Source organism: Chryseobacterium sp. FR048 (assembly GCF_056844665.1).
Genome location: NZ_JBXDSE010000008.1, coordinates 1 through 25,495 on the forward strand (window position 1 = coordinate 1; position 25,495 = coordinate 25,495).

At 37.1% G+C, this 25,495-nt stretch carries 18 protein-coding genes; 12 read left to right on the plus strand and 6 right to left on the minus strand.

Features of this window, described 5'->3' with window-relative positions; genetic code table 11:
* Positions 1-585 precede the first annotated feature (585 nt).
* Together AC106K_RS20490 and AC106K_RS20495 are read right to left on the minus strand one after the other, a co-directional pair.
* Complete coding sequence (locus AC106K_RS20490; RefSeq protein ID WP_482447304.1) at positions 586-1,632, minus strand: PA0069 family radical SAM protein; 1,047 nt, start codon at positions 1,630-1,632, stop codon at positions 586-588.
* Between the two features lie 120 nt (positions 1,633-1,752).
* Positions 1,753-1,947: a hypothetical protein gene (locus AC106K_RS20495; protein ID WP_047099586.1), complete on the minus strand. Its 195-nt coding sequence runs from the start codon at positions 1,945-1,947 to the stop codon at positions 1,753-1,755.
* Between the two features lie 174 nt (positions 1,948-2,121).
* Here AC106K_RS20495 and AC106K_RS20500 point away from each other — a divergent pair, with 174 nt between their 5' ends.
* Positions 2,122-2,472, plus strand: a complete 351-nt coding sequence (locus AC106K_RS20500) for a hypothetical protein (RefSeq protein ID WP_482447305.1) — start codon at positions 2,122-2,124, stop codon at positions 2,470-2,472.
* Between the two features lie 122 nt (positions 2,473-2,594).
* Here the strand turns inward: AC106K_RS20500 and AC106K_RS20505 are convergent, their stop codons facing one another.
* The 3 genes from AC106K_RS20505 to AC106K_RS20515 are packed head-to-tail and all read right to left on the minus strand — an operon-like array spanning position 2,595 to position 7,824.
* Positions 2,595-5,246, minus strand: a complete 2,652-nt coding sequence (locus tag AC106K_RS20505; RefSeq protein WP_482447306.1) for a hypothetical protein — start codon at positions 5,244-5,246, stop codon at positions 2,595-2,597.
* Positions 5,247-5,248: 2 nt separating this feature from the next.
* Complete coding sequence (locus AC106K_RS20510) at positions 5,249-7,024, minus strand: WG repeat-containing protein (RefSeq protein ID WP_482447307.1); 1,776 nt, start codon at positions 7,022-7,024, stop codon at positions 5,249-5,251.
* Between the two features lie 5 nt (positions 7,025-7,029).
* Positions 7,030-7,824 (minus strand): DUF2797 domain-containing protein, encoded by a 795-nt coding sequence (locus AC106K_RS20515; RefSeq protein ID WP_482447308.1) that lies wholly within the window; start codon positions 7,822-7,824, stop codon positions 7,030-7,032.
* Positions 7,825-7,911: 87 nt separating this feature from the next.
* Between AC106K_RS20515 and AC106K_RS20520 the strand changes: the two genes are divergently transcribed.
* The 10 genes from AC106K_RS20520 (at position 7,912) to msrA (ending at position 23,888) form a co-directional block, all read left to right on the plus strand.
* Entirely contained in the window at positions 7,912-8,940 is a 1,029-nt protein-coding gene (locus AC106K_RS20520; protein ID WP_482447309.1) for a GDP-mannose 4,6-dehydratase, read from the plus strand.
* A 137-nt stretch (positions 8,941-9,077) separates the two neighbouring features.
* The gene (locus AC106K_RS20525; protein WP_002662059.1) at positions 9,078-9,299 is read left to right on the plus strand and encodes a DUF2795 domain-containing protein; all 222 of its coding nucleotides are present in this window, start codon (positions 9,078-9,080) and stop codon (positions 9,297-9,299) included.
* 126 nt (positions 9,300-9,425) lie between these two features.
* Positions 9,426-12,500, plus strand: coding sequence for a preprotein translocase subunit SecA (gene secA, locus AC106K_RS20530; RefSeq protein ID WP_482447310.1), 3,075 nt, complete (start codon positions 9,426-9,428; stop codon positions 12,498-12,500).
* Between the two features lie 151 nt (positions 12,501-12,651).
* Positions 12,652-14,838, plus strand: coding sequence for a TonB-dependent siderophore receptor (locus AC106K_RS20535; RefSeq protein ID WP_482447311.1), 2,187 nt, complete (start codon positions 12,652-12,654; stop codon positions 14,836-14,838).
* Positions 14,839-14,873: 35 nt separating this feature from the next.
* Positions 14,874-17,084 carry a TonB-dependent siderophore receptor gene (locus AC106K_RS20540; RefSeq protein ID WP_482447312.1) on the plus strand — a complete coding sequence of 737 codons (2,211 nt, stop codon included), beginning with the start codon at positions 14,874-14,876 and terminating at the stop codon, positions 17,082-17,084.
* A 38-nt stretch (positions 17,085-17,122) separates the two neighbouring features.
* Positions 17,123-18,325 (plus strand): PepSY-associated TM helix domain-containing protein, encoded by a 1,203-nt coding sequence (locus AC106K_RS20545; protein WP_482447313.1) that lies wholly within the window; start codon positions 17,123-17,125, stop codon positions 18,323-18,325.
* Positions 18,325-20,436 (plus strand): TonB-dependent receptor, encoded by a 2,112-nt coding sequence (locus tag AC106K_RS20550; RefSeq protein ID WP_482447314.1) that lies wholly within the window; start codon positions 18,325-18,327, stop codon positions 20,434-20,436. The genes AC106K_RS20545 and AC106K_RS20550 overlap by 1 nt, the downstream gene beginning before the upstream one ends.
* 51 nt (positions 20,437-20,487) lie before the next feature.
* A complete protein-coding gene (locus AC106K_RS20555; RefSeq protein ID WP_482447315.1) occupies positions 20,488-21,699 on the plus strand; it encodes a PepSY-associated TM helix domain-containing protein in 1,212 nt (403 codons plus the stop codon).
* A 78-nt stretch (positions 21,700-21,777) separates the two neighbouring features.
* Positions 21,778-22,746 carry an ROK family protein gene (locus AC106K_RS20560; protein WP_047099577.1) on the plus strand — a complete coding sequence of 323 codons (969 nt, stop codon included), beginning with the start codon at positions 21,778-21,780 and terminating at the stop codon, positions 22,744-22,746.
* A 587-nt stretch (positions 22,747-23,333) separates the two neighbouring features.
* On the plus strand, positions 23,334-23,888 hold the full coding sequence (gene msrA, locus AC106K_RS20565; RefSeq protein ID WP_482447316.1) for a peptide-methionine (S)-S-oxide reductase MsrA: 555 nt from the start codon (positions 23,334-23,336) through the stop codon (positions 23,886-23,888).
* Between the two features lie 66 nt (positions 23,889-23,954).
* Here msrA and AC106K_RS20570 read toward each other — a convergent pair whose 3' ends face one another.
* A complete protein-coding gene (locus AC106K_RS20570; protein WP_482447317.1) occupies positions 23,955-24,809 on the minus strand; it encodes a hypothetical protein in 855 nt (284 codons plus the stop codon).
* A gap of 381 nt (positions 24,810-25,190) precedes the next feature.
* Between AC106K_RS20570 and AC106K_RS20575 the strand changes: the two genes are divergently transcribed.
* Positions 25,191-25,370, plus strand: a complete 180-nt coding sequence (locus AC106K_RS20575) for a hypothetical protein (RefSeq protein ID WP_482447318.1) — start codon at positions 25,191-25,193, stop codon at positions 25,368-25,370.
* The last annotated feature ends 125 nt before the right edge of the window (positions 25,371-25,495 follow it).

Here is a 25,495-nt window from a genome sequence, read left to right on the forward strand (position 1 = left end):
TATAGTAGGTGCAGTGGATACATAATGAAAATTATACCTATTATATAGTATGTTTTTTGAATTTTCTATTTATATAGTAATCTGGAAAGCTTTGTTGAGATGCCTACGGCATGATAAAGACTGTGGAGATGGGTGCCTGGGGTAATGAATGTTTCTAGGTTTTGGCTAAAGCCGATGGATTGTGGGCTTTTTAGGTGAACGGGCTAAAGCCCGTTCCTATTGAATGGATATTATTATATATAATGGTATATTACCTAATAGCATTTATCATTGCCATATTGATTTTTCGATTTTAGCAGAAATCCGGATCACTATTATTGATGATTCACCATTTATTACTTAATACTCATTGCTTATTGCGCATTTTACTAGCCCCGATAGGAGCGGTTACCCCACAGCATGGGTTGGAAAGCTGGATGGTTTAGGAGTTGGAGCGCGCGGGGGCGAGGAGTATGAGTGGATAGCGGGAAATAGCTCCTAAAAAACCGGCTATACTATATATAATATGTGAAAAATGAAAACTGACTGATAAAGGCTGACTTTTTATACTATATATAATATAGATAAGCATATTGTGCATTATGATCAATCAAATAATCTCAGTTGCTGATCTTTTGTCCCGGTAAAGTTGGCCGTGGAAAGTTTCGGAAATTCTTTACCCTCAAAAAACTTCTTTCTGCCGATCTTAAAAGTAGTATGAATCATTTCTGCAATATTCCCCTCCCCTCTCTGTCTTTCAAAATATCTTTTGTCTCCGAGTTTCCCTCCACGCATAGAACGGATCAGATTCAAAACTTTCTGTGCCCTGTCCGGGAAATGGGTTTCGATCCAATTGACAAAAACCGGTTCCACGGTGTCATTTAACCGTACAAGGGTATATCCAAATCCTAGAGCCCCTGCCTCTGAAATGCATTTTAAGATATTCAACGGTTCATCGCTGTTCAAACCAGGAATGATCGGCGCTATCATAACATGTACTGGAATTTTATTTTCGGAGAGAATTTCTATGGCCTTCAGTTTATTTTTTGCAGAACTTGTTCTTGGCTCCATCTTTCTTCTCAATTCTTCGTTGATCGTAGGAATACTTAAGGAAACGGAAACTAAATTCTGCTCAGCCATTGGTTTTAAAATATCTATATCTCTTAATACCATGGCATTTTTTGTCAGAACATTGACAGGATGTCGGTAATCAAGACAAACCTGCAGTAATTTTCTGGTAATTTCAAACTGTCTCTCGGCTGGCTGATAGCAATCTGTATTTCCTGACAGTAAAATGGGAGCAGCTTTATACCCTCTTTTCTGAAAAAATTTCTCCAGAAGTTCGGGTGCATTTTTCTTCACCATGATCTTTCTTTCAAAATCAATCCCAGCACTATAGCCCCAATACTCATGGGTAGGTCTTGCGAAGCAATAGGAACATCCGTGCTCACATCCCTGATAAGGATTCATCGAATATTCCATCGGAAGGTCTTCGCTTTTGACCTGATTGACAATGGTTTTGGGAAAAACTTCGGTAAAAGAGGTTTTCACCGTTTCGAAATCTTCATCTTCAGGCTCATAGGTATATCTGTCGAAACGATTGATAACGTTCCGCTGAGCACCCTGACCTTTTATGAAATTTTCGTTTTGCATACTGATGTAAAATTAGAATGGATTTTTTATATAATCATGAGTTTTAACATTAAAGTTTTCCACAAAAAAATCCAACACCATAAAAAGTGTTGGATTAAACATAATTAATATATTTTTTTACTACTTCAGCGCGTAAAATTCCACTCCGTGGTTTTCATCGTCGTGGTTCTTTTCATCAAAGTGTCTGTGATAATCCGAATAGGAATCACTATATTTTTTATCTTTTTTAGTCAAAATTTTTTTAATACTTATTAAACTTAATACTGCCAAAAGACCAACTCCTCCTGCCAGTAAAACTCCAACTTCTTTTTTCATATTTTCTTTGATTTATTGTTATATGCATTGCAAAAAGTGTACCTATTTTATTTTTCTGAATTATAAATTTTGTTAACATTAAACTTTATTTTTAAGAAAACTGTAATGGGCTATTTTTCTTATATTTAGAAATGCAATGGTTTAATTATTGTACTTAACAAGAAAAATATTATTATGGAAAATCCAGAAAACTTCGACAGAATGACAACCTTGAGCCAAGTCATGAAAACGCTTTCTGAAAGAGGAATACACAGGGAATTCAGGATGAATGAAAACTGTGAGATGAAGTTTGAAAATTCTGATAAAGTCTATCAACCCTCCGAATTGACGATTTTAAAAACCTACCGCTTCGAAGGAGACAGCAATCCTGACGACAATGCCGTACTTTATGTATTAAAGGATACTGCCGGAAACCGTGGCATGATCATAGACTCTTATGGGGCAGACAGCAATTATCCCGGTGAGAAGTTTGATGAATTTTTAAGAAACATCCCGATTCTGGAAAGTGACGAATTCAATTTCTAAGCAAGTCCAAGACTATATTAATTTTTTAAACCATTGGATTTGTTTTATATAAAATAATACCTTTTATCTCTATCGGAAGATCAGATTACGGGTTCTTATATTATTTTCAATGGTTTAAAAAGTTATTTCTGTGAACCGTCTTTCTTTTTAAAGATATTATTCAGGAATCCTTTCTTCTCTTTTTTCTCTTCCTGCAGTTGTGATTCTGATTTTTTATTTTTAATCTCCTGTTTTATTTCCTTCACAGACTGTTTCATTTCTTTCACGGAAGAAACTGCATTTTTGACTTTCTTCTCTGTTTTTTCTACATTTTTACCAATCAGCGTCTTTTTCAATCCCTGTTCGATTCCTTTCCAGAAGAGATTAAAGAATGATTTTGTAGGATCACGCTCTACATTTTCCACCGCAACCGATTCCGGAAAGCTCCCGGAGTCTGATTTAATAAAAATATTGGCAACTGCAGTCAGGAGACCTTTTTTCTCATGATTATGCTTATTCAAGACCGCTATTTTCAGATCTTTATGCTTGAGATTAAATGTCCCGTGCAGTCCGGCAGGATTTCCTTTAAAGTCAAAGCGCATTTCCTGAATAGTACCTGAAGTAGCGGTCACATGAAGATAAGGCCTGATAAATGGATTGATTCCACTGGCAGGAAGACCGGACGTTTTCCCTGAAATGGCAAAAGCATCCTTCTGATCAGCAACATCAAAACTCCAGTTCACGGAAAGTGGAGACTGATTCATAAATGAGCAGTTGATCTTAATGTCTACTTTTGTAGGCTTTCCTTTGACTTTGGCAGAATTCAGATTTCTGACATTCATATTAAAATTTCCAAATGTCAGTTTTCCCGGGCCCATACTTTCGGGAGTGTCTTCTTCATATACCAGAACAGAATTTTTCAGATCCAGATGATCCACCGTCATTGGAATTTTAATGGAACGCAGCATTTTTGAATACAGTGCTTTTATTTTCGGATCATCTTTCGGAATTTTACTTCTGAAAATATTGGCATCTGCAGATTGTATGACCATGTGTGAAGCATTGATCATTTTATTTTGGGAAAACAGGTCCCAATTTCCTTCTGCGGTGATCTGCCCTGCTTTTAAATCATATAAATCTCTTTCAACAGGTATCATTTTGATAAACTGAGCTCTCGAAACGAGAGGCTTCATTGCAAAATTATTGGCCTGTATTTTATTTTTATTCAATTTCAGCAAACCAAGGCTGATATTGTAAAACTGTGTTTTGTAAGCAAAATTTCTGATGGTGAGAAAATAATCTTTTACCTGGAAAGAAAGTCCTTTCTTATTAGGATTCGGGGCTATCTCAATATTGTTTACCGTAGCATTCAGGTCATGAAAAGACAATGGCTGCCTTCCTTTATCATAGGTAATATCTGAGTTTTTCAGCGAGACTTTCCGTACGACAACGGAATGAATGACTCCAGGCTCCGGATTTTTATTTTGTTTATTCTCTCCTGCTTTTATCGTTCCGTTTACATGATCAATAAGAACATCTTTAAGGTCCAGCACCAATTTTTTGTCAACAAAATCCATCTTATTGATATTAAAAGCAATGAGATTGGTTTTTAAATCCATTGTTGTTTTGCCACTTTCAGGAGCCCCTGGTGTCAATATAACATTTCTGATTTCACCGTTGGTTGGTTTCAAAGCTACACTTCCTATATGTATGTTCTGATGATCAGAATACACAATATCTTTTCCGGAAAATGTGAAGTCTTTATACTTTACAGGGACAATCTGCCCTGCAGTTTCTTTATTAAACAAGAATTGATTGATCTTCAGATTAAGATTTCCGGCAGATAAAAGTCTGTTGCCATCCGGCTTATTGATCTGAACAGCTGCATTACTAAGCTTTATATTCTCTAAATTGATTTCAAAGTTTGATTTCTTCTCTGCTTTTTTAGATTTCACCCCTGTATTATAAACTGTAAAAACAGGATTCTGAAATTCTGCATTGGTAAGGGATACTTTATTTTTATTGAAAGCCACATCTTTGAAGTCCATTTTAGGAATTGCGAATTCAAATAACTGAGCCTTTTTGGGATAAAACTTTTTAAACTGGGTAAAAGACAAAAGCGGAGTCAGCTTAAAATTCTCAACAGACATCTGCCCGTTTTCTGTATTAATGGAACTGATCGTGATTGCATATACCTGATCCGGCCGAAAGAAAAAACGTTCTCCTTTGATACTGTAGCGATCAAAAACAACGGGCAATTTGTTCTCTATAGATTCTTCCGACATCTGCAGGTTTTCTACCAATAGATTCAACTGCTGTACAGAAAGAAATTTCTGTTTGGTGTGTCTGAAAACCGCTATAGAACCATCATTGATCCTGATGTTCTCAAACAGGAAAGGATTTCTTTTTTTTCCGGTTTTTTGGTCAACAGGTTTCGCAAGAATTACGTTCAGGTTAGGCCTGGCCAGCAACAGGTCAGAAGAGCTTATTCTTTTGTTGAAAATTGCATCATAAATTCCAAAACGGCCTATCTTTAAAGTATCAATGGTTCCCTGAAGGCCTATAACATTGGTATTTTGAGGATCTTTACTGTTAACTGAAATTCCTGTTGCCAGAATATTTCCTGTTCCAAGGTCTACATCCAGTGTTTTGTAGGAAACTTTATAGTCCGTATTCTTTTTTATATAATCCGGAAGCTGGGTTTTAAGCCATATGTTCAGTCCGAAATTCGCAGCAAGAAGAACTCCCGCCAGGATTCCGAAACTTATTAATAGTCTTTTAACCCATTTTTTCATATTTATCTATTTTGGTGCTCGGTGTTTTCTTTATAAACTTTTCTGGAAATCTCTTTTATGATCTTTCCCGTTGAGGTTATTTCGTAGAATTTATTCCCTTTTCTAGAATAAATATTATAATTCTTTTCGTTATACCCATATCCAAAAAAAAGGTCGGGCTTAATCTCATCAAAAATAAAAGGACAGATTTCCTTATTATTAATATTTAAAATACCTGATTTACCATTTTTATGGGCAAAAATCATTCCTCTTCTTTGAATAAACAGATCATAAACTGGAGGGATAATTACCTTAAAAGTTCCGTGTTCTATCAAGCCATGCTTACCATTTTTAACAATAAAATGGCGATCACGGGGCCCATATTCAACCCAATTTGAGATTTCATCATACTCCAATGGCAATAATACCTTATTCTTAATATCAACAATTCCGTACTTCTTATTTCTGGAAACAATAAATCGCTCATTATTATAATAAACAGGTGCTATATTTTGGTATCCTGACAATAACACCTTATTATCCGTGTCTACAATCTTGTTGCCATCAGCGAGATATATTCCATTTTTATCGTCAAACTCATATAAGTCTTTATATTCAAAAGAAATTCGCAGCTTTCCATTTTTATCGAATACTCCCGCTTTTCCATTTCTTTTTCCAACAATAAAGCCACTTTCCTGTTTGTAAAGTTCTTCATATTCAAAAGGAATTACAATGTTACCGTTTGAATTCACCATTCCATACTTTTCTTGTAAATTTCTAAATATAATTACTGGTGTTGAAACTGAAAAGTCATTATATATTGGTTGATGTGACTCTCCTATCTTTTTTAGATCCTTATTATAAATATGAAATACCTTACCCTTTCTTGCATTATAATATTCCGATGAATTATGATTAGTATCAAAGTATTTTATAAAATCATATTCTATTGGTGCTTTTGCTATTCCATCTGAATTGATAATTCCATATTTACCACTTCTTTTAACAATTGCATTTTTATAGGTATCAAATACTGAAGCAGAATCAAATTTATTTTCAGGAAAAGCAGATTCTATTTTTTCATTGAGAAATTCATATTTCTTATTTCTTAAAACTAAGACTGCTCCATTTTTGAAATAAGTGGTTTTGTCTCCGTTGACCACGGATGGTATCATATTTTTATATCCAGTAAAGACTTTATCATATACAAAATCTGACAAAAACTTTCCGTTGTTATTAACAAAAGCCCACTTTTCATCATTAGATATTATAACAATACTATCTGTTTGAGAGTGCCAAGCCGAACTATAGATAACAGGGATTATTTCTTTACCTTCTTTATCTATAAATCCATATTTTTTATTTTTTGAAACTAAAGCTAATCCTTGACAAAAAAAACCTGCACTATCGTAAAGAAAGGAAATTGCTGTTTCCCCCGATGCATCAATAAACCCAAACTTGCCATTCTTTTTCGCAGAAACAAGTCCCTCTGAAAAGAGTCCTAATTCAGTATAGTTCTCAGGGATTATTATTTCCCCTTTAACATCAATGTATAACTCCTTTCCCTTATCTTTTACATACGCTAATTTATTCTCATCAAAAGGATTAATAAAATCATATATGAAAGGAATCTTTATTATACTATCTTTATCAATAAACCCATACTTCCCAGTTTTACTTTTAGCTCGAAACCAACCTGTTTCTGGATCTTTTTCAATATAATCAACGTCTTTTTTAGAAATTTTTTGTGATTTTCCAAGGCAGGTAGAAAGTAAAAAGAAAAATAAAAGTTTATGCATTATTATTACTTTATTCCTAATTCTATTACATATCCCTCATGTCCTCTTACATTGATAAAATTTCCACCTTCAAACCCAAGATACTGTCCTTTGATTCCGGATAGTTTTCCTGTAAATTCAGGTTTTTTATCTAATGTGAATGACGTTACTTTTTCAGGTTTTTCAAAAGGATAATCAAACATCCATAATTCTTCTCCTTCACTGTAAAATTTTTGAAAGTCTTCAGGGAAATATTCTTTGATCTTCTGTCTGAAGTCTGCAAGATCTATTTCTCCTTCAAAATCATCCTGAAGCATCTTTCTCCAATTGGTTTTGTCTGCCAGGTGTTCTTTCAAAGCAACTTCTATCATTCCTGCCTCGTAACGGTTTTCTGTTCTGGCAATCGGCAGCGCAAAAGTAGCTCCCTGATCAATCCATCTTGTGGGGATCTGGGTATTTCTGGTCACCCCTACTTTTACATCTCCGGTATATGCCAGATATACGGTGTGAGGCTGAAGTTGGATTTGTTTTTCTACTTCAAGGTCGCGTTCTGCCACCCCCAGATGCGCTGTAGAAAGCTCCGGGCGGATAATGGTATCACTGGCATATGGACTTTCAAAGAAACAGCTTTTACAAAATCCCATTCTATAAATAGGCTTATTTTCACCACAGTTTACACATTGAAATCCCACATGCTTTATGCTCAGCTCTTTTCCAAACAGCTCATTCATATGGATCAGATCCCCTGAAAGATTAAGATAGTACTGGATCGGCTTTGCATCGTAGCTCGTCATTTTTAAAATTTGCCCTTGAAACTGCATATTGTATTTATATTACTTTTTTAAGTAAATTTAATGATTATATTTTCAAAAAGTAAAATTTATATTTGCACACATAAAAAATCACAGATGACTTACCTTGTAACAGGAGGCAGCGGGTTCATTGGTTCACATTTAGTTGAGCAATTATTAAGAAATGGACATTCTGTCATAAACATTGACAATTTTGATAATTTCTACAGCTATCAGGTAAAAATTAAAAATACTTTAGAGTCAATCGGTAAAATTCCGAATTTTGAATTCTCTGATAAAGAGACAGACATTCAGCACTTGATTTCCCTCACTCAGTCTGATCAATATTCTCTTTATTATCAAGATATAAGAGATCTGAAAGGACTCGAAAAAATCTTTAAGAATCACCCAATTGATATGGTCATTCATCTTGCCGCACTGGCTGGTGTACGCCCCTCCATTGAAAGGCCTTTAGAGTATGAAGAAGTGAACGTACGGGGTACGATGAATCTTTGGGAACTCTGCAAAGATTTCAATATTAAAAAATTTATTTGTGCTTCCTCCTCAAGTGTTTACGGAAACAACGAAAAAATCCCTTTTGCGGAAGCCGATAATGTAGATAATCCTATTTCTCCTTATGCTGCCACTAAGAAAAGCGGGGAAATTCTGGGACATGTTTATCATAACCTATACCATATAGATATGATACAGCTCAGGTTCTTCACAGTCTATGGCCCGAGACAGCGCCCGGATCTTGCCATCCACAAGTTCACCCGTCTTATTTCAGAAGAAACGGAAATTCCTTTCTACGGCGACGGAAATACAGCCAGAGATTATACTTATATTGATGATATTATTGATGGGATTCTAAAATCGATCCTTTATCTGGAGAACCATTCCGGGGTATATGAAATTCTGAACCTGGGCGAAAACCAGGTAGTCACTTTATCTGAGATGGTGGCCAGCATAGAAAATGCCCTTGGAAAATCTGCCACGAAAAAAATTCTGCCAATGCAGCCGGGAGATGTCACAAAAACCAATGCAGATATATCAAAAGCGAAGACATTAATAGGTTATCAACCGGACACAGACTTCCAAAATGGCATAAAAAAATTTGTGGAATGGTTTTTGAGAAAACGTCATTAAGTAAATTGCTGACATGGCCTGCCATGCAGTTGGTGACAGACATTTACAAGAAAATATTATAAAAAGAATTGAAAATCAAGTATAAAAAAGTTTATTATACAACCTATTTTTATACTTTTGCAAAAAATTAGAAAATTATGTACTGGACATTAGAATTAGCTTCATATCTAAGTGACGCACCTTGGCCAATGACAAAAGCAGAGCTTATTGACTACGCAATCAGAACTGGTGCACCGATGGAAGTAGTGGAAAACCTTCAGGCTATCGAAGACGAAGGAGAGATTTATGAATCTATTGAGGAAGTATGGAGTGACTACCCTACTGATGAGGACTTCCTTTGGAACGAGGACGAATATTAATAAAGCGATAAGCTTTAGGCTGTGTGCTTAGAGCTTTTTTGCCCTTTTTTATATATTAATTTACACGATAAGCGTGTTATTTAAAACGCTTAAAGCATTTTGCATTAAGCATAAAGCAAAAAATTTATGAGTTTTTTAAACAAAGTTCTTAAAGGGTTTTTGGGAGACAAAAAAGCGCAGGACCTAAAAGAAGTAAAAAAAGTTGTAACAAAAATCAAAGCTGTAGAACCAAACATCGGACAATTGTCTGATGATGGTTTGAGACAAAAGACGGCTGAGTTTAAAGAGAATATAAAATCTGCAACCAGCAAGATCACAGCTCAAATAGAACAGATTAAAGAGCAGATAAAAAATTCAACAAACGTTGACGAAAAAGAAGCTCTTTTCTCAAAGATTGAGTCTCTGAAGAAAGAATCCTACGAAATCGAAGAGAAAGTTCTTGTACAAGTTCTTCCTGAAGCCTTTGCATTGATCAAAGAAACAGCAAGAAGATGGGCACAGAACGGAGAAATTCGTGTAACAGCAAGTGACTGGGATAGAGAACTGGCTGCTGCAGGAAAAGATTTTGTTGAGATCCAGGGAGACCAGGCTGTTTGGAAAAACTCATGGGACGCTGCCGGAACTCCTGTAGTTTGGGATATGGTCCACTATGATGTTCAGTTTATCGGAGGTATTATTCTTCACAGTGGTAAAATTGCCGAGATGGCAACCGGTGAAGGTAAAACTTTGGTAGGAACATTACCTATTTATTTAAATTCACTTCCGGAAAGAGGGGTTCACGTTGTAACCGTGAATGACTATCTTGCGAAAAGAGACTCCGCTTGGATGGGTCCTCTTTATCAGTTCCACGGAATGTCTATCGACTGTATCGATAACCACCAGCCGAACTCAGACGGAAGAAGAAAAGCATACAACTCAGATATTACTTACGGTACGAACAACGAATTTGGTTTCGATTATCTGAGAGACAACATGGTGACTTCACCTTCAGAACTGGTACAAAGAGAATTGAACTTTGCGATCGTGGATGAGGTGGATTCTGTATTGGTAGATGATGCAAGAACACCTTTGATCATTTCAGGTCCGGTTCCTCAGGGAGACAGACAGGAATTTGATGTTCTTAAGCCTTCTATCGACAGAATTGTTGAAGTTCAGAAAAAAACGGTTTCTGCAATCTTTAATGAAGCGAAAAAATTAATCGCTGCAGGAAACACTAAGGAAGGAGGATTCAAATTGCTTCAGGCATACAGAGGTCTTCCTAAAAACAGACAATTAATCAAATTCTTATCGGAAAGCGGAAACAGAGCATTGCTTCAGAAAGTGGAAGCACAATACATGCAGGACAACAACCGTGACATGCCGATCGTAGATAAAGATCTTTATTTCGTCATCGAAGAGAAAAACAACCAGGTTGATCTTACAGACAAAGGGGTTGAATATATGTCTCAGGGTAACTCAGATCCTAACTTCTTCGTACTTCCGGACATCGGAACTGAAATCGCTGAAGTAGAGGCTAAGAACTTAACTAAAGAAGAAGAATTCGAAGCTAAAGAAAAACTTTTCGGTGATTTTGCTGAAAAATCTGAAAGAGTTCACACGATGAGCCAGCTATTGAAAGCGTATACATTATTTGAAAAAGATGATGAGTATGTAGTAATTGATGGTGAAGTAAAAATCGTTGACGAGCAGACAGGTCGTATCATGGAAGGAAGACGTTATTCTGACGGTCTTCACCAGGCGATCGAAGCGAAGGAGAATGTAAAAATTGAGGCAGCCACTCAAACTTTTGCAACCATTACGCTTCAGAACTATTTCCGTATGTACAACAAGCTTGCCGGGATGACCGGTACTGCTGAAACAGAAGCGGGGGAGCTTTGGGAGATCTACAAATTAGATGTTGTGGTAATTCCTACCAACCGTCCGATCTTAAGACATGACAGACAGGATTTAGTTTACAAAACTAACAGAGAAAAATACAATGCCGTAATTGAAGAGGTTGAAAAATTAACAGCTGCCGGAAGACCTGTACTTGTAGGTACAACTTCAGTTGAAATTTCTCAATTACTTTCTAAGGCACTTCAATTAAGAAAAATTCCACACCAGGTATTGAACGCGAAACTTCACAAGAAGGAAGCGGAGATTGTTGCCGGAGCAGGTCAGCCAGGAGTTGTAACGATTGCAACCAACATGGCAGGTCGTGGTACCGACATCAAGCTTTCAAAAGCGGTAAAAGATGCCGGAGGATTAGCGATCATCGGTACTGAAAGACACGATTCAAGACGTGTTGACAGACAGTTGAGAGGTAGAGCGGGACGTCAGGGAGATCCGGGAAGTTCTCAGTTCTATGTATCTCTTGAAGACAACCTGATGCGTTTATTCGGTTCTGAAAGAATCGCTAAGATGATGGACAGAATGGGTCATAAAGAAGGTGAAGTTATTCAGCACTCTATGATCAGTAAGTCTATTGAAAGAGCTCAGAAAAAAGTGGAAGAAAATAACTTCGGAACAAGAAAGAGACTTCTTGAGTATGATGACGTAATGAACAAGCAACGTGACGTTATCTATAAGAGAAGAAAGAATGCTCTGTTCGGAGATCACCTGAAGTATGACATCACGAATATGATCTTTGATGTGGCGAACTCTATCGTTGCAAAAGGAAAAGCTACAGGAAATTATAAGGATTTTGAATACGAAATCATTAAAACATTTACGATGGAATCTCCGGTTTCTCAAAATGATTTTAATAACAAAAACGTTCAGGATCTTACCAATATCCTATTCAAAGCAGCTCAGGAGGATTACCAAATGAAGCTGAACCTATTGAAGGAAAAATCATTCCCGATTATTGAGAATGTATACCAGAATCAGGGTTCAATGTTCAAAATGATCCAGGTTCCTTTCACAGACGGTCACAAAACAATGACCATCGTAGCTGACTTAAAAGAAGCATATGATACTCATTGTGAAAGTTTAGTGAATGACTTTGAAAAGAACATCACTCTATCGATTATTGATGAAAACTGGAAACTTCACCTTCGTGAAATGGATGACCTTAGAAGATCATCTCAGGGTGCGGTTTACGAGCAGAAAGATCCGCTTGTTATCTACAAACAGGAATCTTTCCACTTATTCAGTGAAATGATTGATAAACTCAACAAAGAGATTATTTCTTTCTTATATAAAGGAGAAATTCCGGCATAAGAAAAATTTAACAATATTATTGAAAAACCGCTCTGGCATTAGCCGGAGCGGTTTTTTGTTATCTAGTGTATAATAATTTTATGATAAATATCAATTTCATTATTTATTTAGAATAGTTAAAAATAATATATTTGCAAAAAATTTGACTTTCATGAAAAATGTACTGGTCTGTGTCTCAATGTTAGGGTCCCTTCTAACTTTTGCTCAGAAAAAGGATTCTGTAAACACCAAAAACATTGATGAAGTAATACTTATAAACACTTATATTAAAAAGGACAGTGAATCGTCAAATAAAATGCCTCTAAAGGCTATTGAAAATCCACAGGTATACTCAAGTGTAGATAAGAGCATTTTAGAAAATCAGGGAGTCTATACGGTAGATGATGCCTTTAAAAACATTACCGGTTTACAAACCATGTGGACCTCCAATGGTAGAGCCGGAGATGGAGGGGCCTATGTAAGTTTGAGAGGCTTTGTCTCTGCCAATTCTTTAAGAAATGGAGTTTTAGGAGCAGTAACGGGAACAATAGATGCTGTGAATCTTGAAAAAATAGAAGTTTTGAAAGGACCGTCAGGAACTCTATTCGGAAGTTTACTGTCAAGCTATGGTGGGGTGATCAACAGAGTGACCAAAAAACCATATGAAACATTTGGAGGAAATGTCAGTTTCGCTGGCGGTAGTTATGATACATACAGAGCCGCTGTGGACATTAACACTCCCCTTACCCAAGATAAAAAATTATTGTTCCGTCTGAATTCTGCCTATACCAATGAAGGAACTTTCCAGACTGAAGGGTTCAGAAGAAATCTGGCAATCGCACCAAGTTTAAGCTACAAACCAACAGACCGTTTAAGTATTAATCTGGATATGGAACTTTTCCAGATGAAGAATATGGGAGATCAGACCTTTTTCTTCTACTCCGGTGACTATCTTCAGAAAGTAAATAATATCAAGGATCTCAACCTGGATTATAAAAATTCATATTTAGGAAAAGATCTTACCAATACAGGAAGAAGCATCAATTTCTTCGGACAGGTCAATTATAAGATTTCAAATTCGATTACTTCTTCTACCAATTTCAGTACATCATCCAGCTATTCTGACGGATTTATGCCTTATTTCTATTTTATGGGAGACAGCACAGACAGAATGTACAGAAGTGATCAGTCTACGAGAGACAGCAGAAAAAGATCTCTTAATTTTCAACAGAATTTCAATGGAGATTTCCGTATCGGAAACTTAAGAAACAGAGTCGTTTTAGGCTTTGATTATTTAAGAGTAAACAATAATCAGAATTTTTATGATGTAAATGGATTTGATAGAGATGCGCAGGGAAATTCAATTCCTGTTCCTTTACATCAGCCAGGTTTTGATTATACTCATTTTAATGGCTCTTCTCTACAGGCACAATACAATGCCATGGCAGGAAATGAAAACCCATATCTGATCAAAGGAATCCAGGAAAACTATGCCGTCTATATTTCAAATGTTTTAAATATAACGTCTAATCTTAATGTATTAATGGCATTAAGGGTAGATAACTTCACCAATAAACCGGGTATTACCGGTGCCGCGAACTCTGAAGAAAAGAAAAAATTAAACCAAACTTTCTTTTCTCCAAAACTAGGTGTAGTCTATGAGTTGATAAAAGATAAAGTTTCGGTTTTTGGAAATTACCAGAACAGCTTCAAAAATCTTGATTATTATGTGGATGCCTCCGGAAATACGAGAACACCTCTGCCAGAGCAGGCCAATCAGTTGGAAGGAGGGGTTAAAACCAATTTATTCAACGGAAAAGTATCTTCCACATTCAGTTATTACAATATTCAGGTAAAAGATGTATTAAGAAGTGCCTTTGTTGCAAATAATCCCCGTGCTCAGGTGCAGGATGGAACGATTGTAAGCAGAGGTGTGGAGCTTGAAGTGAACGCTTATCTGTTAAAAGGATTTACAGCCATTGCCGGTTTCAGCTACAATGATTCAAAATATACTAAAGCTGATCCGTCGGTACTGGATAGAAGACCCAATACCTCAGGATCATCTTATCTGGCTAATGTATATGCAAGCTATCAGTTCTTAGATGGAAGCCTTAAAGGATTGGGATTTGGTGTAGGCGGAAACTATGCCAGCGAAAATAAAATTTACAATTCCGCAGACGGAGTGTTTTCATTACCATCTTATATTGTCTTGAATGCAAGTGCTTATTATGATGCCAGAAAATTCAGAATTGGAGTGAAAGTAGACAACTTTACCAACCAGCATTACTGGATTGGGTATACCACAGCCAATCCACAGAGGCTAATCAATGCTGTAGGAACACTTACTTATAAATTCTAAACTGTTAAAATAAATTACTCCCCCCTTATAAAACAATGAAAAGACTGACGATAGGTGCTGCATTATTGACTTCAATGTTCACTTTTGCACAAGAGAAAAAAGACACGATTAAATCTAATGATATTGAAGAAGTTATCGTTAACGGAAGGTATTATAAGAAATATGTAGAAAAGCAGGGTTCATCTTCTCTTCGTCTGGATGAAGCCCTTATCAAAATTCCTCAGAACATCTCTATCATTACCAATAAAGCTTTAGAAGATCAGCAGGTAACGACTTTAAGTGATGGTGTTTTAAGAAACGTTGCCGGAGCTCAAAGACTTGAGCACTGGGGAGATATGTACACAAGGGTTAATATGAGAGGGGCCAGAGCCGCTGCTTTCATGAACGGAGTAAACGTAACCTCAACCTGGGGACCTTTAAGTGAAGATATGAGCTACGTGGATCATATTGAATTCATCAAAGGGCCATCCGGATTCTTAATGTCGAATGGTGAACCAAGCGGAATTTATAATATTGTCACGAAAAAGCCAACCGGACACAGTTTCAACGGAACAGCGAGGGTAACACTCGGAAGTTTCAATATGTATAGAGGAGAAACTGATATTGATACGAAAATTACTGATAAGGTAGCTTTCAGACTCAATTTAATGGCACAAAACAAAAACAGTTTCAGAGATTACGAATTCAATGACAGATACATCATCAATCCGTCAATCAAAGTAGACCTTAGTGACAAAACTACTCTGACCGCCGAATATATTTACCAAAAGGCAAAAATGTCTGAAGTAGGATCTGCCTATGTATTCAGTTTTCAGGGGTACAGAGCAAAACCTGTAAACTACACGATTACAGATCCCGGTCTCGATCCTACAAAAGTTGATAACAATACCATCAATGTTAATTTACAGCATAAATTTAATGAAAACTGGAAATTAACCTCTCAATTGACCTATGTGAATGAGTATACTATGGGAAGCGACATCTGGCCAAGTATGTTCGAAGGAAACCATATGATCCGACGTTTAAATTATTGGGAAGCAGACAACACCATGAAATTCGGTCAGGTCTTCTTAAACGGTCTTGTAAAAACCGGGCCTGTTTCGCACAAAATTCTGGCAGGTCTTGACCTTGGAAGTAAAAAGTATATGGCAGACTGGTCTCAAGGCTATAATATGGATAAATATAATGCCAACGGAGATTTTGATGCGGTCAATAATAATGTAGCGGACCATAGTTATTGGTATAATACGGACACCAACAATTATGACATTAATGGAGAAGGTGGTTATTTTGGACCAAACAATACAGCTGCTTATAAACCATTCAACAAATCTACTCCTCTTTCTGTAAGAGCAGGCGCAGGAAGCACTATTGACCAGAGATATACAGGTTTATATTTACAGGATGAACTAGGCTTCTTCAACGATGCGTTAAGACTTACATTAGCAGCACGTTATACGAACGTAAAGGAGGTCAATTACGGAACAAAATCTGAAGCTAATAGAATCACGCCCCGTATTGGACTTAGCTATTCTATAGATGAAAATATGTCTGCATATGCATTATATGATCAGTCATTTGTACCTCAAGCAGGTTTATTCAGAGACGGGACAACAGCAACACCGCTAACAGGAAATAATATTGAAGTAGGATTTAAGAAAGACTGGTTTGCAGGAAAATGGAACACTACCCTTTCAATATATAATATTAATAAGAATAATGAGATTACCGGAGATCCGGATCTTACCGATAACCCTAATGGAAAATACTCTATCCTCCTTGGTAAAACAAGAGTACAGGGAGTAGAATTTGACCTGAAAGGAGAAATTGTAAAAGGCTTCAACGCTATTTTCAATTATGCCTTTACAGAAAATAAGTTTACTGAAACAACTGCTGTAAGCAAAAAAGGAGACCGTGTTCCCGGATATGCAAAACACACTGCAAACGGTTGGCTAAACTATACGTTCAGCAATAATGTTCTTGAAGGTTTCGGGCTAAGCTTTGGAGGAACTTATATGGCAGACAGAAGCAGCTGGGGCTGGGGAAGTATAAACACTCAGCAGATGGCTGATTATGTAAAATTTGATGCAGGAGCCTCGTGGGAAAATTCAAAATTCAGAGTAAACTTTAATGTATTCAATATCTTCAACAGATATTTATATTCCGGAGCACCATATGCCGGGTACTATTATTATCAGGCAGATGCGCCAAGAAACTTCAGAATTTCAATCGGATATAAATTTTAAAAAATAAAGGTTAGCCCTTCAGGGGTTAACTTTTTGCTATGAAAAAAAAGCATCATCATCAAAAGAAAGTTTCTCCAACGAAGAAATGGTCTGCCAAACTGCATTTGTGGTTTGGCTTATCCGTTGGCCTTATTGTTTTCATCGTCTCTCTTACAGGGACTTTATATGTTTTTAAGGATGATGTTCAGAACAGCCTCCGTAAAGAAGCGATCTATGTAAAAAAGGAAGATCCCAATAAAAAACCACTCCCCATCCATCTTCTTCGTGAAAAAGTCACTTTAGAACTGAATGAAAAATATCCGCTGAGTTCGGTTGAAATTCCTTTGGACAAAACCAAATCCTACCGTTTTCTGTATTATGAAAAAAATAAAAAGGGTTGGAATTATTTTCAGGAAGTGCTTATCAACAAGCAGGTCTACGTCAATCAGTATACCGGAGGAATCCTGGCTGTGTACAATGAGAAGTATGATTTTTTCAATATTTTAAAGTACATCCATTGGGGGCTGCTGTTAAACTCTGACTGGGGAAAATATGTAGTGGGAATTCCTACAGTGCTTTTCATATTCATGCTGATTACAGGAATTATCCTATGGTGGCCGAAAAATAAGAACGCCCGAAAAGGCCGTTTCTGGTTCAGCTGGAAAAATGTAAAAACCTGGAAGCGTAAAAACTACGATCTTCATAATATACTCGGGTTTTATGCTTCATTCATTGCATTATTGCTGAGTATCACCGGGATTTATTTTGCCTATCCCTATGTAAAAAATACGTTTAATCTCGCCTTATCGGGTTCGATGGATCTTCCAAAGGAAAAAGAGATCAAATCTCCGGATTCATTAATGGTAAAGAATGAAGCTGTTTTCGATATAGCTGCCGCACAGACTGAGAAACTATATGCCGGCTCCTCCAGCTTCAGGATCTCTTTGAATGGAAAAAATAAAAAAGGAAAAGATCTTAAAAACCTTCCGGTAACCATTTACGGACAGGAAGGAAGATTCAGCGAGAGAAATCTTTTAACTTTTGATAAATACTCAGGAAAACTACTTGCCAATAAACCTCATCAAAAACTGAATAACGCTGAAAAATATGCCAATGCCAATTATGATATTCATACAGGTTCCTACTTCGGGCTGTTTGGAAAAATCATATGGTTCATTGCCGGCCTCATCTGTACATCACTCCCGGTAACCGGATTTTTGGTCTGGTGGGGAAAAAGAAAAAAACAAGGAAAGAAAATATAATGAAAAAAGCGCTTTTATCAGCTGCCTGCCTGGGAACCACTGTCGTTTTTGCCCAGGTGAAAGATACTTTACAAACCAAAACGGTTGAGGAAGTCGTGATGACTGCTTCCAGAAAAAGAGAAAGTATCAAAGAGGTCCCAAGTTCTATTACCATTGTAGGGGAAAAGCAGATCCAGTCTCAGTTGACGGTCAATTCTGATATTACCAGTATCCTGCAGTATACCGTTCCCAGTTTAGGAACCAATTCAGGACAGACTTCCAATACGGGACAGACCTTGAGGGGACGTCAGGTACTTGTACTGATTGATGGAATTCCACAGTCTACTCCACTTCGTAACGGAGCAAGAGATCTAAGGGTTATTGACCCGTCCGCCATTGAAAGAGTTGAAGTGATCAAAGGTGCTTCTGCTATTTATGGAAATGGTGCAGATGGTGGAATCATCAACTATATTACGAAAAGAAATAAAACCGATAAACCGATTTCCGGAATCTCACAGATTGGTCTTACAGGTCAGCCTTATGGCGGAACCTTAGGCGTAAGAGCGAGCCAGCTTTTATCAGGAAAGATTAAAAAGTTTGATTATACCCTCTCATTGGCCTACGAAAGAACCGGCTATATGAAAGATGCAGACGGTATTCTGCTGAGCCCTACCTACAGCACCGCCAAGATGGATAATTACAACGGAATGCTGAAATTGGGATATGACATCAATGAGAACCAGAGAGTCGAAGCCTCTTATATCGGATATTCTTCAAGATCAGACCTTAATGTAGGATTAAGTACCGGAAAATATGGAATAAAGCCTACTATTGGCGAGGGAATAGGTAAAAGCCTGGAAACCACTCCACAGGGAACTCCAAAAAATCATAATATCCGGGTAAGCTATGACAATAAGAACCTGTTTGCAGGCACTTCTTTGAATATCAATCTTTATTATCAGGATTTCAAAACGGTTTATGGATACAGTGATACCTTTTTTAATGGCGGGCAGTCCAATGTTCTTTCTAAAAAAGCGGGTGCCAGATTCAATTTTGACACCCAATTATGGAATTCAGCCAACTCACAGGGAGAAATCATCTACGGAGCTGATATTCTGAACGATAAAACCGTACAGAAACTGGAAGACGGCCGATTCTGGACACCTAATATGAGCATGACCAATATGGCCCCTTTTGTATTGGCAAAAATTGACCTGTTCAAAAAGCTGACCATCAAAGGAGGACTTCGCTATGAAAACATCAAAGTAAATGTAGACGACTTCAATACCCTTTCTGTTGTGAAAAGTGACGGAACCTTTACGAAAAGTATTCCGGTAGAAGGCGGAAAGCTAAATTATAATGCCCTTGTAGGAAATATCGGAATCCGTTATAACATTGAACCCTATATTAATCTTTTTGCAAGCTTTTCACAGGCCTACTCTATCAATGAGCTGGGGAGAATTTTAAGAACCTCAACTTCCGAAACCATAAAGAGCCTTGAAACCAAACCTATTATTGTTAACAATTATGAATTGGGAGCTACCGGACAACTTTCAAGCTGGCTGAATTATGAACTGACGTCTTATGTAAGTACATCTAAACTGGGAGCATCATTTGTACAGAGCCCGGACAGAGCATTAATGATCCAGAGAGCACCTGAAATTGTCTATGGTATAGAAGGGTTTCTTCATTTCACTCCTGTAAAATGGATTCAGTTTGGCGGAAGTTATAGCTGGATGGAGGGGATTACCTCATCAAAAGATGATGGCAATTATTCTTCCAAGATCAATAACAGCAGAATTTCAGCTCCAAAAGTACTGGCCTACATTCAGGGAAAACCTATTCCGGCCTTATCAATCGGGCTGGATATGCTTCATTCTTTCCAGCAAAACAGATTCGAGCCCAATGCAAAAGGTCTCTATGCCTATGGAGAAGGATACGTTCCGGACTACACGGTTTTCAACTTTAAATCGAGCTACGAAATCAACCATAACTGGAAGGTATCACTGGGGGTTGAAAATGTTTTCAACAGACTTTATCAGCCATCAATTGCCTGGTGGTCAGCAAGAGACGCTGATTACATCAATGCTTTGGGAGCAAGAGGAACCTTGATACTGGAATATAAATTTTAATTAATCTAAATAAAAAGTAAAGCCTATCTTTGTGCTACTTTCAATTTTGACATGACGAAAAAGCATCATCATAAAAAGAAACCGGGATTTTTTAAAAAATGGTCTGCCAAACTGCATTTGTGGTTTGGTCTTGGAATCGGATTCCTTATCTTCATCATTTCCATCACCGGAGCACTCTATGTCTTTAAAGATGAAATAGAGAATGTTACCCGTAAAGATGTCATGTACCATCATGAGGAGAATATCGATCAGAAACAGGTACTTCCTATCAGAGTCATGGAGAAGGCCGTTGCTGAACAGGTAAAGGAAAAATATCCGATCCACTGGGTCAATATTCCTATTGATAAGAAAATGTCTTATATGTTCTTCTGGTACGAGCATAATACGAAAGGCTGGAATTATTTTGATGAATTTCCTATCTATAAGCAAGCCTATGTAAATCCTTATACCGGAAAGGTTTTAAGAGTTTATGATGAAAAGAACGGCTTTTTCAATATTGTAAAGATGATCCACTGGAGTTTCCTTCTGAAACAGGATTGGGGAACTTATGTGGTGGGAATACCGGTGATCATTTTTGTGATCATGCTGATTACAGGAATTGTGTTATGGTGGCCGAAAAACAAAGCAGCCAGGAAACAGCGTTTTGCCTTCAAATGGAAAAATATCAAAAGCTGGAAAAGAAAGAACTATGATCTTCATAACGTCTTAGGCTTTTATGCTTCCATCTTTGCTTTGATTTTTTCTATCACAGGACTTTTCTATGCATTCTTTGTGGTACAGGCAATGATCTATGTGATCTTCTCAGGCGGGGAAACCAAATACCCGGACTTTTCTCATATCAAAACAAAAGCTCCTATTGAGCTGAGAACAGAAGGAACACTGGACAAAATCATCAATACGGTAAAACAAAAATATCCGGACTCTTACGGTTTTGCCATAGACCTGGGACACGAGCATATGGATGATCATGAACATCCCAACTTTGAAGTCTATGTAAAGCACCTTACCTATTCGTATCACAAAAGCAGCAGCCTTATTTTTGATGAAAATTCAGGAGAACTGCTTCATACCCATGATCCTAAAGACAAAAATTTCGGAGAGAAAGTAGTGAATGCCAATTACGATATTCACGTAGGAGCCATTTTAGGCCTTCCAACCAAGATCATCGCTTTCATCGTAAGCCTTATCTGTGCTTCTCTTCCGGTAACCGGATTTATGATCTGGTGGGGACGAAGAAAGAAAAAACCGGTAAAAACTGCTTAAAAGTTTAAATAAAACTCAGTTAATAATCTATTAATACAATCTTTTTTATAATTTTAGACCTTAGAATTTAATAATAGAATGTCATTAATAGATTTATCAAAACAAGTTGCCCTTGGAATTGACATCGGCGGAACCAATACCAAGTTCGGAATCGTAAACCACCGGGGAGAAGTTCTGGATAAAGGAAATCTGAGAACCGATGCCTATGACAAAGTAGAAGATTTTATCGATGCTTTATATGAGAATGTATATCCTTTGATGGAAAAACATGGGACTGAAAAGCACTTCGACGGAATTGGAGTAGGAGCTCCCAACGCCAACTACTACAAAGGAACCATAGAACTGGCTCCTAACCTGCCATGGAAAGGGGTAATTCCTTTTGCAGAACTGATGACGGCAAAATTCAATCTGCCTTGTACAGTAACCAACGATGCGAATGCTGCAGCTTTGGGAGAAATGCTTTTCGGTGCCGCAAGAGGAATGAAAGACTTCATCATGATCACTCTGGGAACAGGAGTAGGCAGCGGAATCATCGCCAACGGAAACTTAATCTATGGGCATGACGGTTTTGCCGGAGAGCTTGGCCATACAATTGTAAAACCAGGCGGAAGAAAGCACTGGAGCACAGGTTCTGAAGGAAGCCTTGAAGCCTATGCCTCTGCAACAGGGATTACGATCACTGCCAAGAAAATGAGAGCCGAATTCCCGGAATCTATGCTGAACCAATATCCGGAAGACGAAATCAATTCTAAGACCGTATATGAATGTGCCATGAAAGATGATCCTATTGCCAAAGAGGTTTTCAGATATACAGGACAAAAACTGGGTGAGGCGTTGGCCAACTTCGTGATGTTCTCTTCACCGGAAGCAATTCTTTTATTCGGTGGCGTGATCAAAGCAGGAGATTTTATCTTAAAGCCGGCTAAACTTCATATGGAGAGAAACCTTCTTCCCATCTTCAGAAATAAAGTAAAACTGGTATTCAGTGAACTGAACGAAGCAGATGCTGCCATTTTGGGGGCAAGTGCTTTGGTTTGGGAAAAATAACTGATTACAGACAATAACATATAAAAGCTATCTCATTTTGGGATAGCTTTTTCTTTTGGCTACAAATAAGCTATGTCATTACTTTTCTACCACATAGCGACATAGAATATAGCAGTAAAAAATGTAAATTATTGCTAAAAACATTTGATTTTCTTGCGCCTTAAAAACATCATCATCATGATATTCTTTGCGCCTTTGCGTTTTCCAACAAATAATATGCTTGTTGGAAAACGCTAAGGCGCAAGGTTGATTTTCTTTCTAAGCGTTTTAAGGCGCAAGGATTTTATCTCCGATAAAATTGAATGCAGCTTATTTTATCTTTCTGATTTTAGACAATGGAGAAATCTGTTCGATTTGCCTTACCTACGAGAAGAAATATCATCGCCAAGAATGTATTAATAAAAATAAATTCGTGCATTCGTGGCAAAAAAAAGAATCCCAAACAAGCACTTATTATCAGTATTATCTATGAAAACAATTCACTGAGTTCGTACCGGAATCTATGAAGTTTTTCTTACTTTTGATTGACTTTTTCTAAAGCTATCGAGACAAAGAAAAGTACAATACAACAATATAATTACCCAAAAATGGACAACAATAATTTAGAACAGATTACTTTCGGAGGTGGATGTTTCTGGTGTGTAGAAAGCTGTTTCAATTTGCTGAAAGGCGTTCAGTCTGCCATCTCAGGATATTCAGGCGGGCACAAAGATAATCCGACCTATCAGGAAGTCTGCACCGGAGAAACCGGACATGCAGAAGTAGTACAGATCACTTATGATCCGGCCATTATTTCCTATGAGCAACTGATGGATGTATTTTTCTTCCTGCACGACCCTACTCAACTGAACAGACAGGGCAACGACATCGGAACTCAATACCGCTCCGTTATTTACTATAAAGATGATGCTGAAAAAGCAAAAGCTGGAGAAGCGATCAGAGTATCTCAGGCGTCAGGAAGATGGACAGGAACTTATGTGACAGAATTAACAAAATTCGACAAGTTCTGGCCCGCTGAACAATATCATCAGGGATATTACAACGAGAACCCTACACAGCCTTATTGTAGCGCTGTAGTGGGCCCTAAAATCCAGAAGTTTAAAAAACACTTCGGAGAACTGGGAATGCTGAATGCGGAATAATATAGAGCGGAGAGAAATCTTCGCTTTTTTTGTGAATTCAATTGAGAGCAATTGAAAACTTTACCGCTACTCTTCCACTTCTACTGAGTCTTTCTGTTTTCCAGCATATTTATAGATAATAAGTGAGGTTGCTTTCCTCAATTCTTTCCCATTATCAGGATCAACTCCATCATCCGTAAAGAATTCCACTTCATTATTATATTTTGAGTACCAAACCTTTCCAAGAGCATTCACATCTGTCAATGTATCTTTTCTCATAATCCTTCTAAAGTGTTTCAGTTTATGAGAATCCATAGCAACAATGTTAATTCCAGGGCTTATATAAATGCTGTCTGTTCCTATATACTGTTCTCCATCCCAATACATATATTTCTTCTCTACTATCGGCTTCATAAATGACATGAAACCTAAAGATTGAGAATAAGTACTATTCTCCTTCTTAGTTCCGGAAAAAAGAACATTTCCTGTAACGAGACATAAGAGAAAACTTATTTCTAAAATACCCAGTCCATTCTGTTTGATAAAATCCGGTACTTTAAAATGTTGCTCGTTAGTAATATTGATATTTAACTTCGAAAACTTTTCAGATAAAGATTCTTCATCCTCATCCACCGTTATCTTAATGGTAGTTTTATTGGCATCCTCTTCCTGTTTGACAAAAGTCCTGGAAAAGTCAGTAAAATCTTTGTAACCTATATATTGACTCATTTTATCCAATTTATCAGACTTAATATCAATATCACCTGCTCCTTTAATAAAAGAATCATAGTATCTGGTAAATGTCTTATCATTAATCTCAAAACCTATGTCTTCCTTAAAATAAAGCCATAAATAAGTTGCAAGTCCATTTTTTGTGTCTCTTCCAGATTCTTCCTCTGCCTTCTTGAACACTTCATGAATTAGTAGTTTTTTCTTGGACATATATAGTTTTTTCTGTCATTACAAAATAGGTGATTATCAATCATTCCACATTACGGATTCCCATAAGATCTCCGCAGTCCATTTCGTGTCCATCGATGTCCAGAACGTGTCTAACACCTGCGTCATGTTTTGTCGCATCTTTGCTTCAGAAATCAGTGAAAAACAAAACATTATAAAAACAAATTTACAAAACTGATTTCAAAAATCACCAGATAAAGCGGAGGAAAACTCCGGACTGGGAAGCAGATGTTTCTCCTCCGTTTTTGATGGTTCACTTCCCAAAAATTTAGAAGCGCTTCAAATTTTTTAATCGTGTAGCTCTACCTGTGATCGGTTTCACTGGCAACTACAGAAATGCCCAAATTTTAAATTTTTACGGAAATGATACAGTTCTTTCTAATGCTATTCGGTTTAGCATTTTCAAATAATAACGCAAACGCAGTGACAACTCATGATAATAACCCGACAACAATAACAATGCAAAATGGAGCATCAGAATCGGGTGGAGCATCAGAAGAGGATACGAGTGGAGAAACAACACAACTTCCTCCAAAGAAATAAGATAGTTGATTATCAATCATAATAAAAAAAGTCATTTCAAAATTTTTGAGATGGCTTTTTTATTCCATTCCATATTCTTAAGAATGGTTTTCAGATGAAGAATTTCATTCTCTTTCTTAATATTG

Excerpts from the sequence above, each read along its gene's own strand:
- AC106K_RS20490 (WP_482447304.1), bottom strand. The coding sequence starts at position 1,632 with ATGCAAAACGAAAATTTCATAAAAGGTCAGGGTGCTCAGCGGAACGTT.
- AC106K_RS20495 (WP_047099586.1), bottom strand. The coding sequence starts at position 1,947 with ATGAAAAAAGAAGTTGGAGTTTTACTGGCAGGAGGAGTTGGTCTTTTG.
- AC106K_RS20500 (WP_482447305.1), top strand. The coding sequence starts at position 2,122 with ATGGAAAATCCAGAAAACTTCGACAGAATGACAACCTTGAGCCAAGTC.
- AC106K_RS20505 (WP_482447306.1), bottom strand. The coding sequence starts at position 5,246 with ATGAAAAAATGGGTTAAAAGACTATTAATAAGTTTCGGAATCCTGGCG.
- AC106K_RS20510 (WP_482447307.1), bottom strand. The coding sequence starts at position 7,024 with ATGCATAAACTTTTATTTTTCTTTTTACTTTCTACCTGCCTTGGAAAA.
- AC106K_RS20515 (WP_482447308.1), bottom strand. The coding sequence starts at position 7,824 with ATGCAGTTTCAAGGGCAAATTTTAAAAATGACGAGCTACGATGCAAAG.
- AC106K_RS20520 (WP_482447309.1), top strand. The coding sequence starts at position 7,912 with ATGACTTACCTTGTAACAGGAGGCAGCGGGTTCATTGGTTCACATTTA.
- AC106K_RS20525 (WP_002662059.1), top strand. The coding sequence starts at position 9,078 with ATGTACTGGACATTAGAATTAGCTTCATATCTAAGTGACGCACCTTGG.
- secA (WP_482447310.1), top strand. The coding sequence starts at position 9,426 with ATGAGTTTTTTAAACAAAGTTCTTAAAGGGTTTTTGGGAGACAAAAAA.
- AC106K_RS20535 (WP_482447311.1), top strand. The coding sequence starts at position 12,652 with ATGAAAAATGTACTGGTCTGTGTCTCAATGTTAGGGTCCCTTCTAACT.
- AC106K_RS20540 (WP_482447312.1), top strand. The coding sequence starts at position 14,874 with ATGAAAAGACTGACGATAGGTGCTGCATTATTGACTTCAATGTTCACT.
- AC106K_RS20545 (WP_482447313.1), top strand. The coding sequence starts at position 17,123 with ATGAAAAAAAAGCATCATCATCAAAAGAAAGTTTCTCCAACGAAGAAA.
- AC106K_RS20550 (WP_482447314.1), top strand. The coding sequence starts at position 18,325 with ATGAAAAAAGCGCTTTTATCAGCTGCCTGCCTGGGAACCACTGTCGTT.
- AC106K_RS20555 (WP_482447315.1), top strand. The coding sequence starts at position 20,488 with ATGACGAAAAAGCATCATCATAAAAAGAAACCGGGATTTTTTAAAAAA.
- AC106K_RS20560 (WP_047099577.1), top strand. The coding sequence starts at position 21,778 with ATGTCATTAATAGATTTATCAAAACAAGTTGCCCTTGGAATTGACATC.
- msrA (WP_482447316.1), top strand. The coding sequence starts at position 23,334 with ATGGACAACAATAATTTAGAACAGATTACTTTCGGAGGTGGATGTTTC.
- AC106K_RS20570 (WP_482447317.1), bottom strand. The coding sequence starts at position 24,809 with ATGTCCAAGAAAAAACTACTAATTCATGAAGTGTTCAAGAAGGCAGAG.
- AC106K_RS20575 (WP_482447318.1), top strand. The coding sequence starts at position 25,191 with ATGATACAGTTCTTTCTAATGCTATTCGGTTTAGCATTTTCAAATAAT.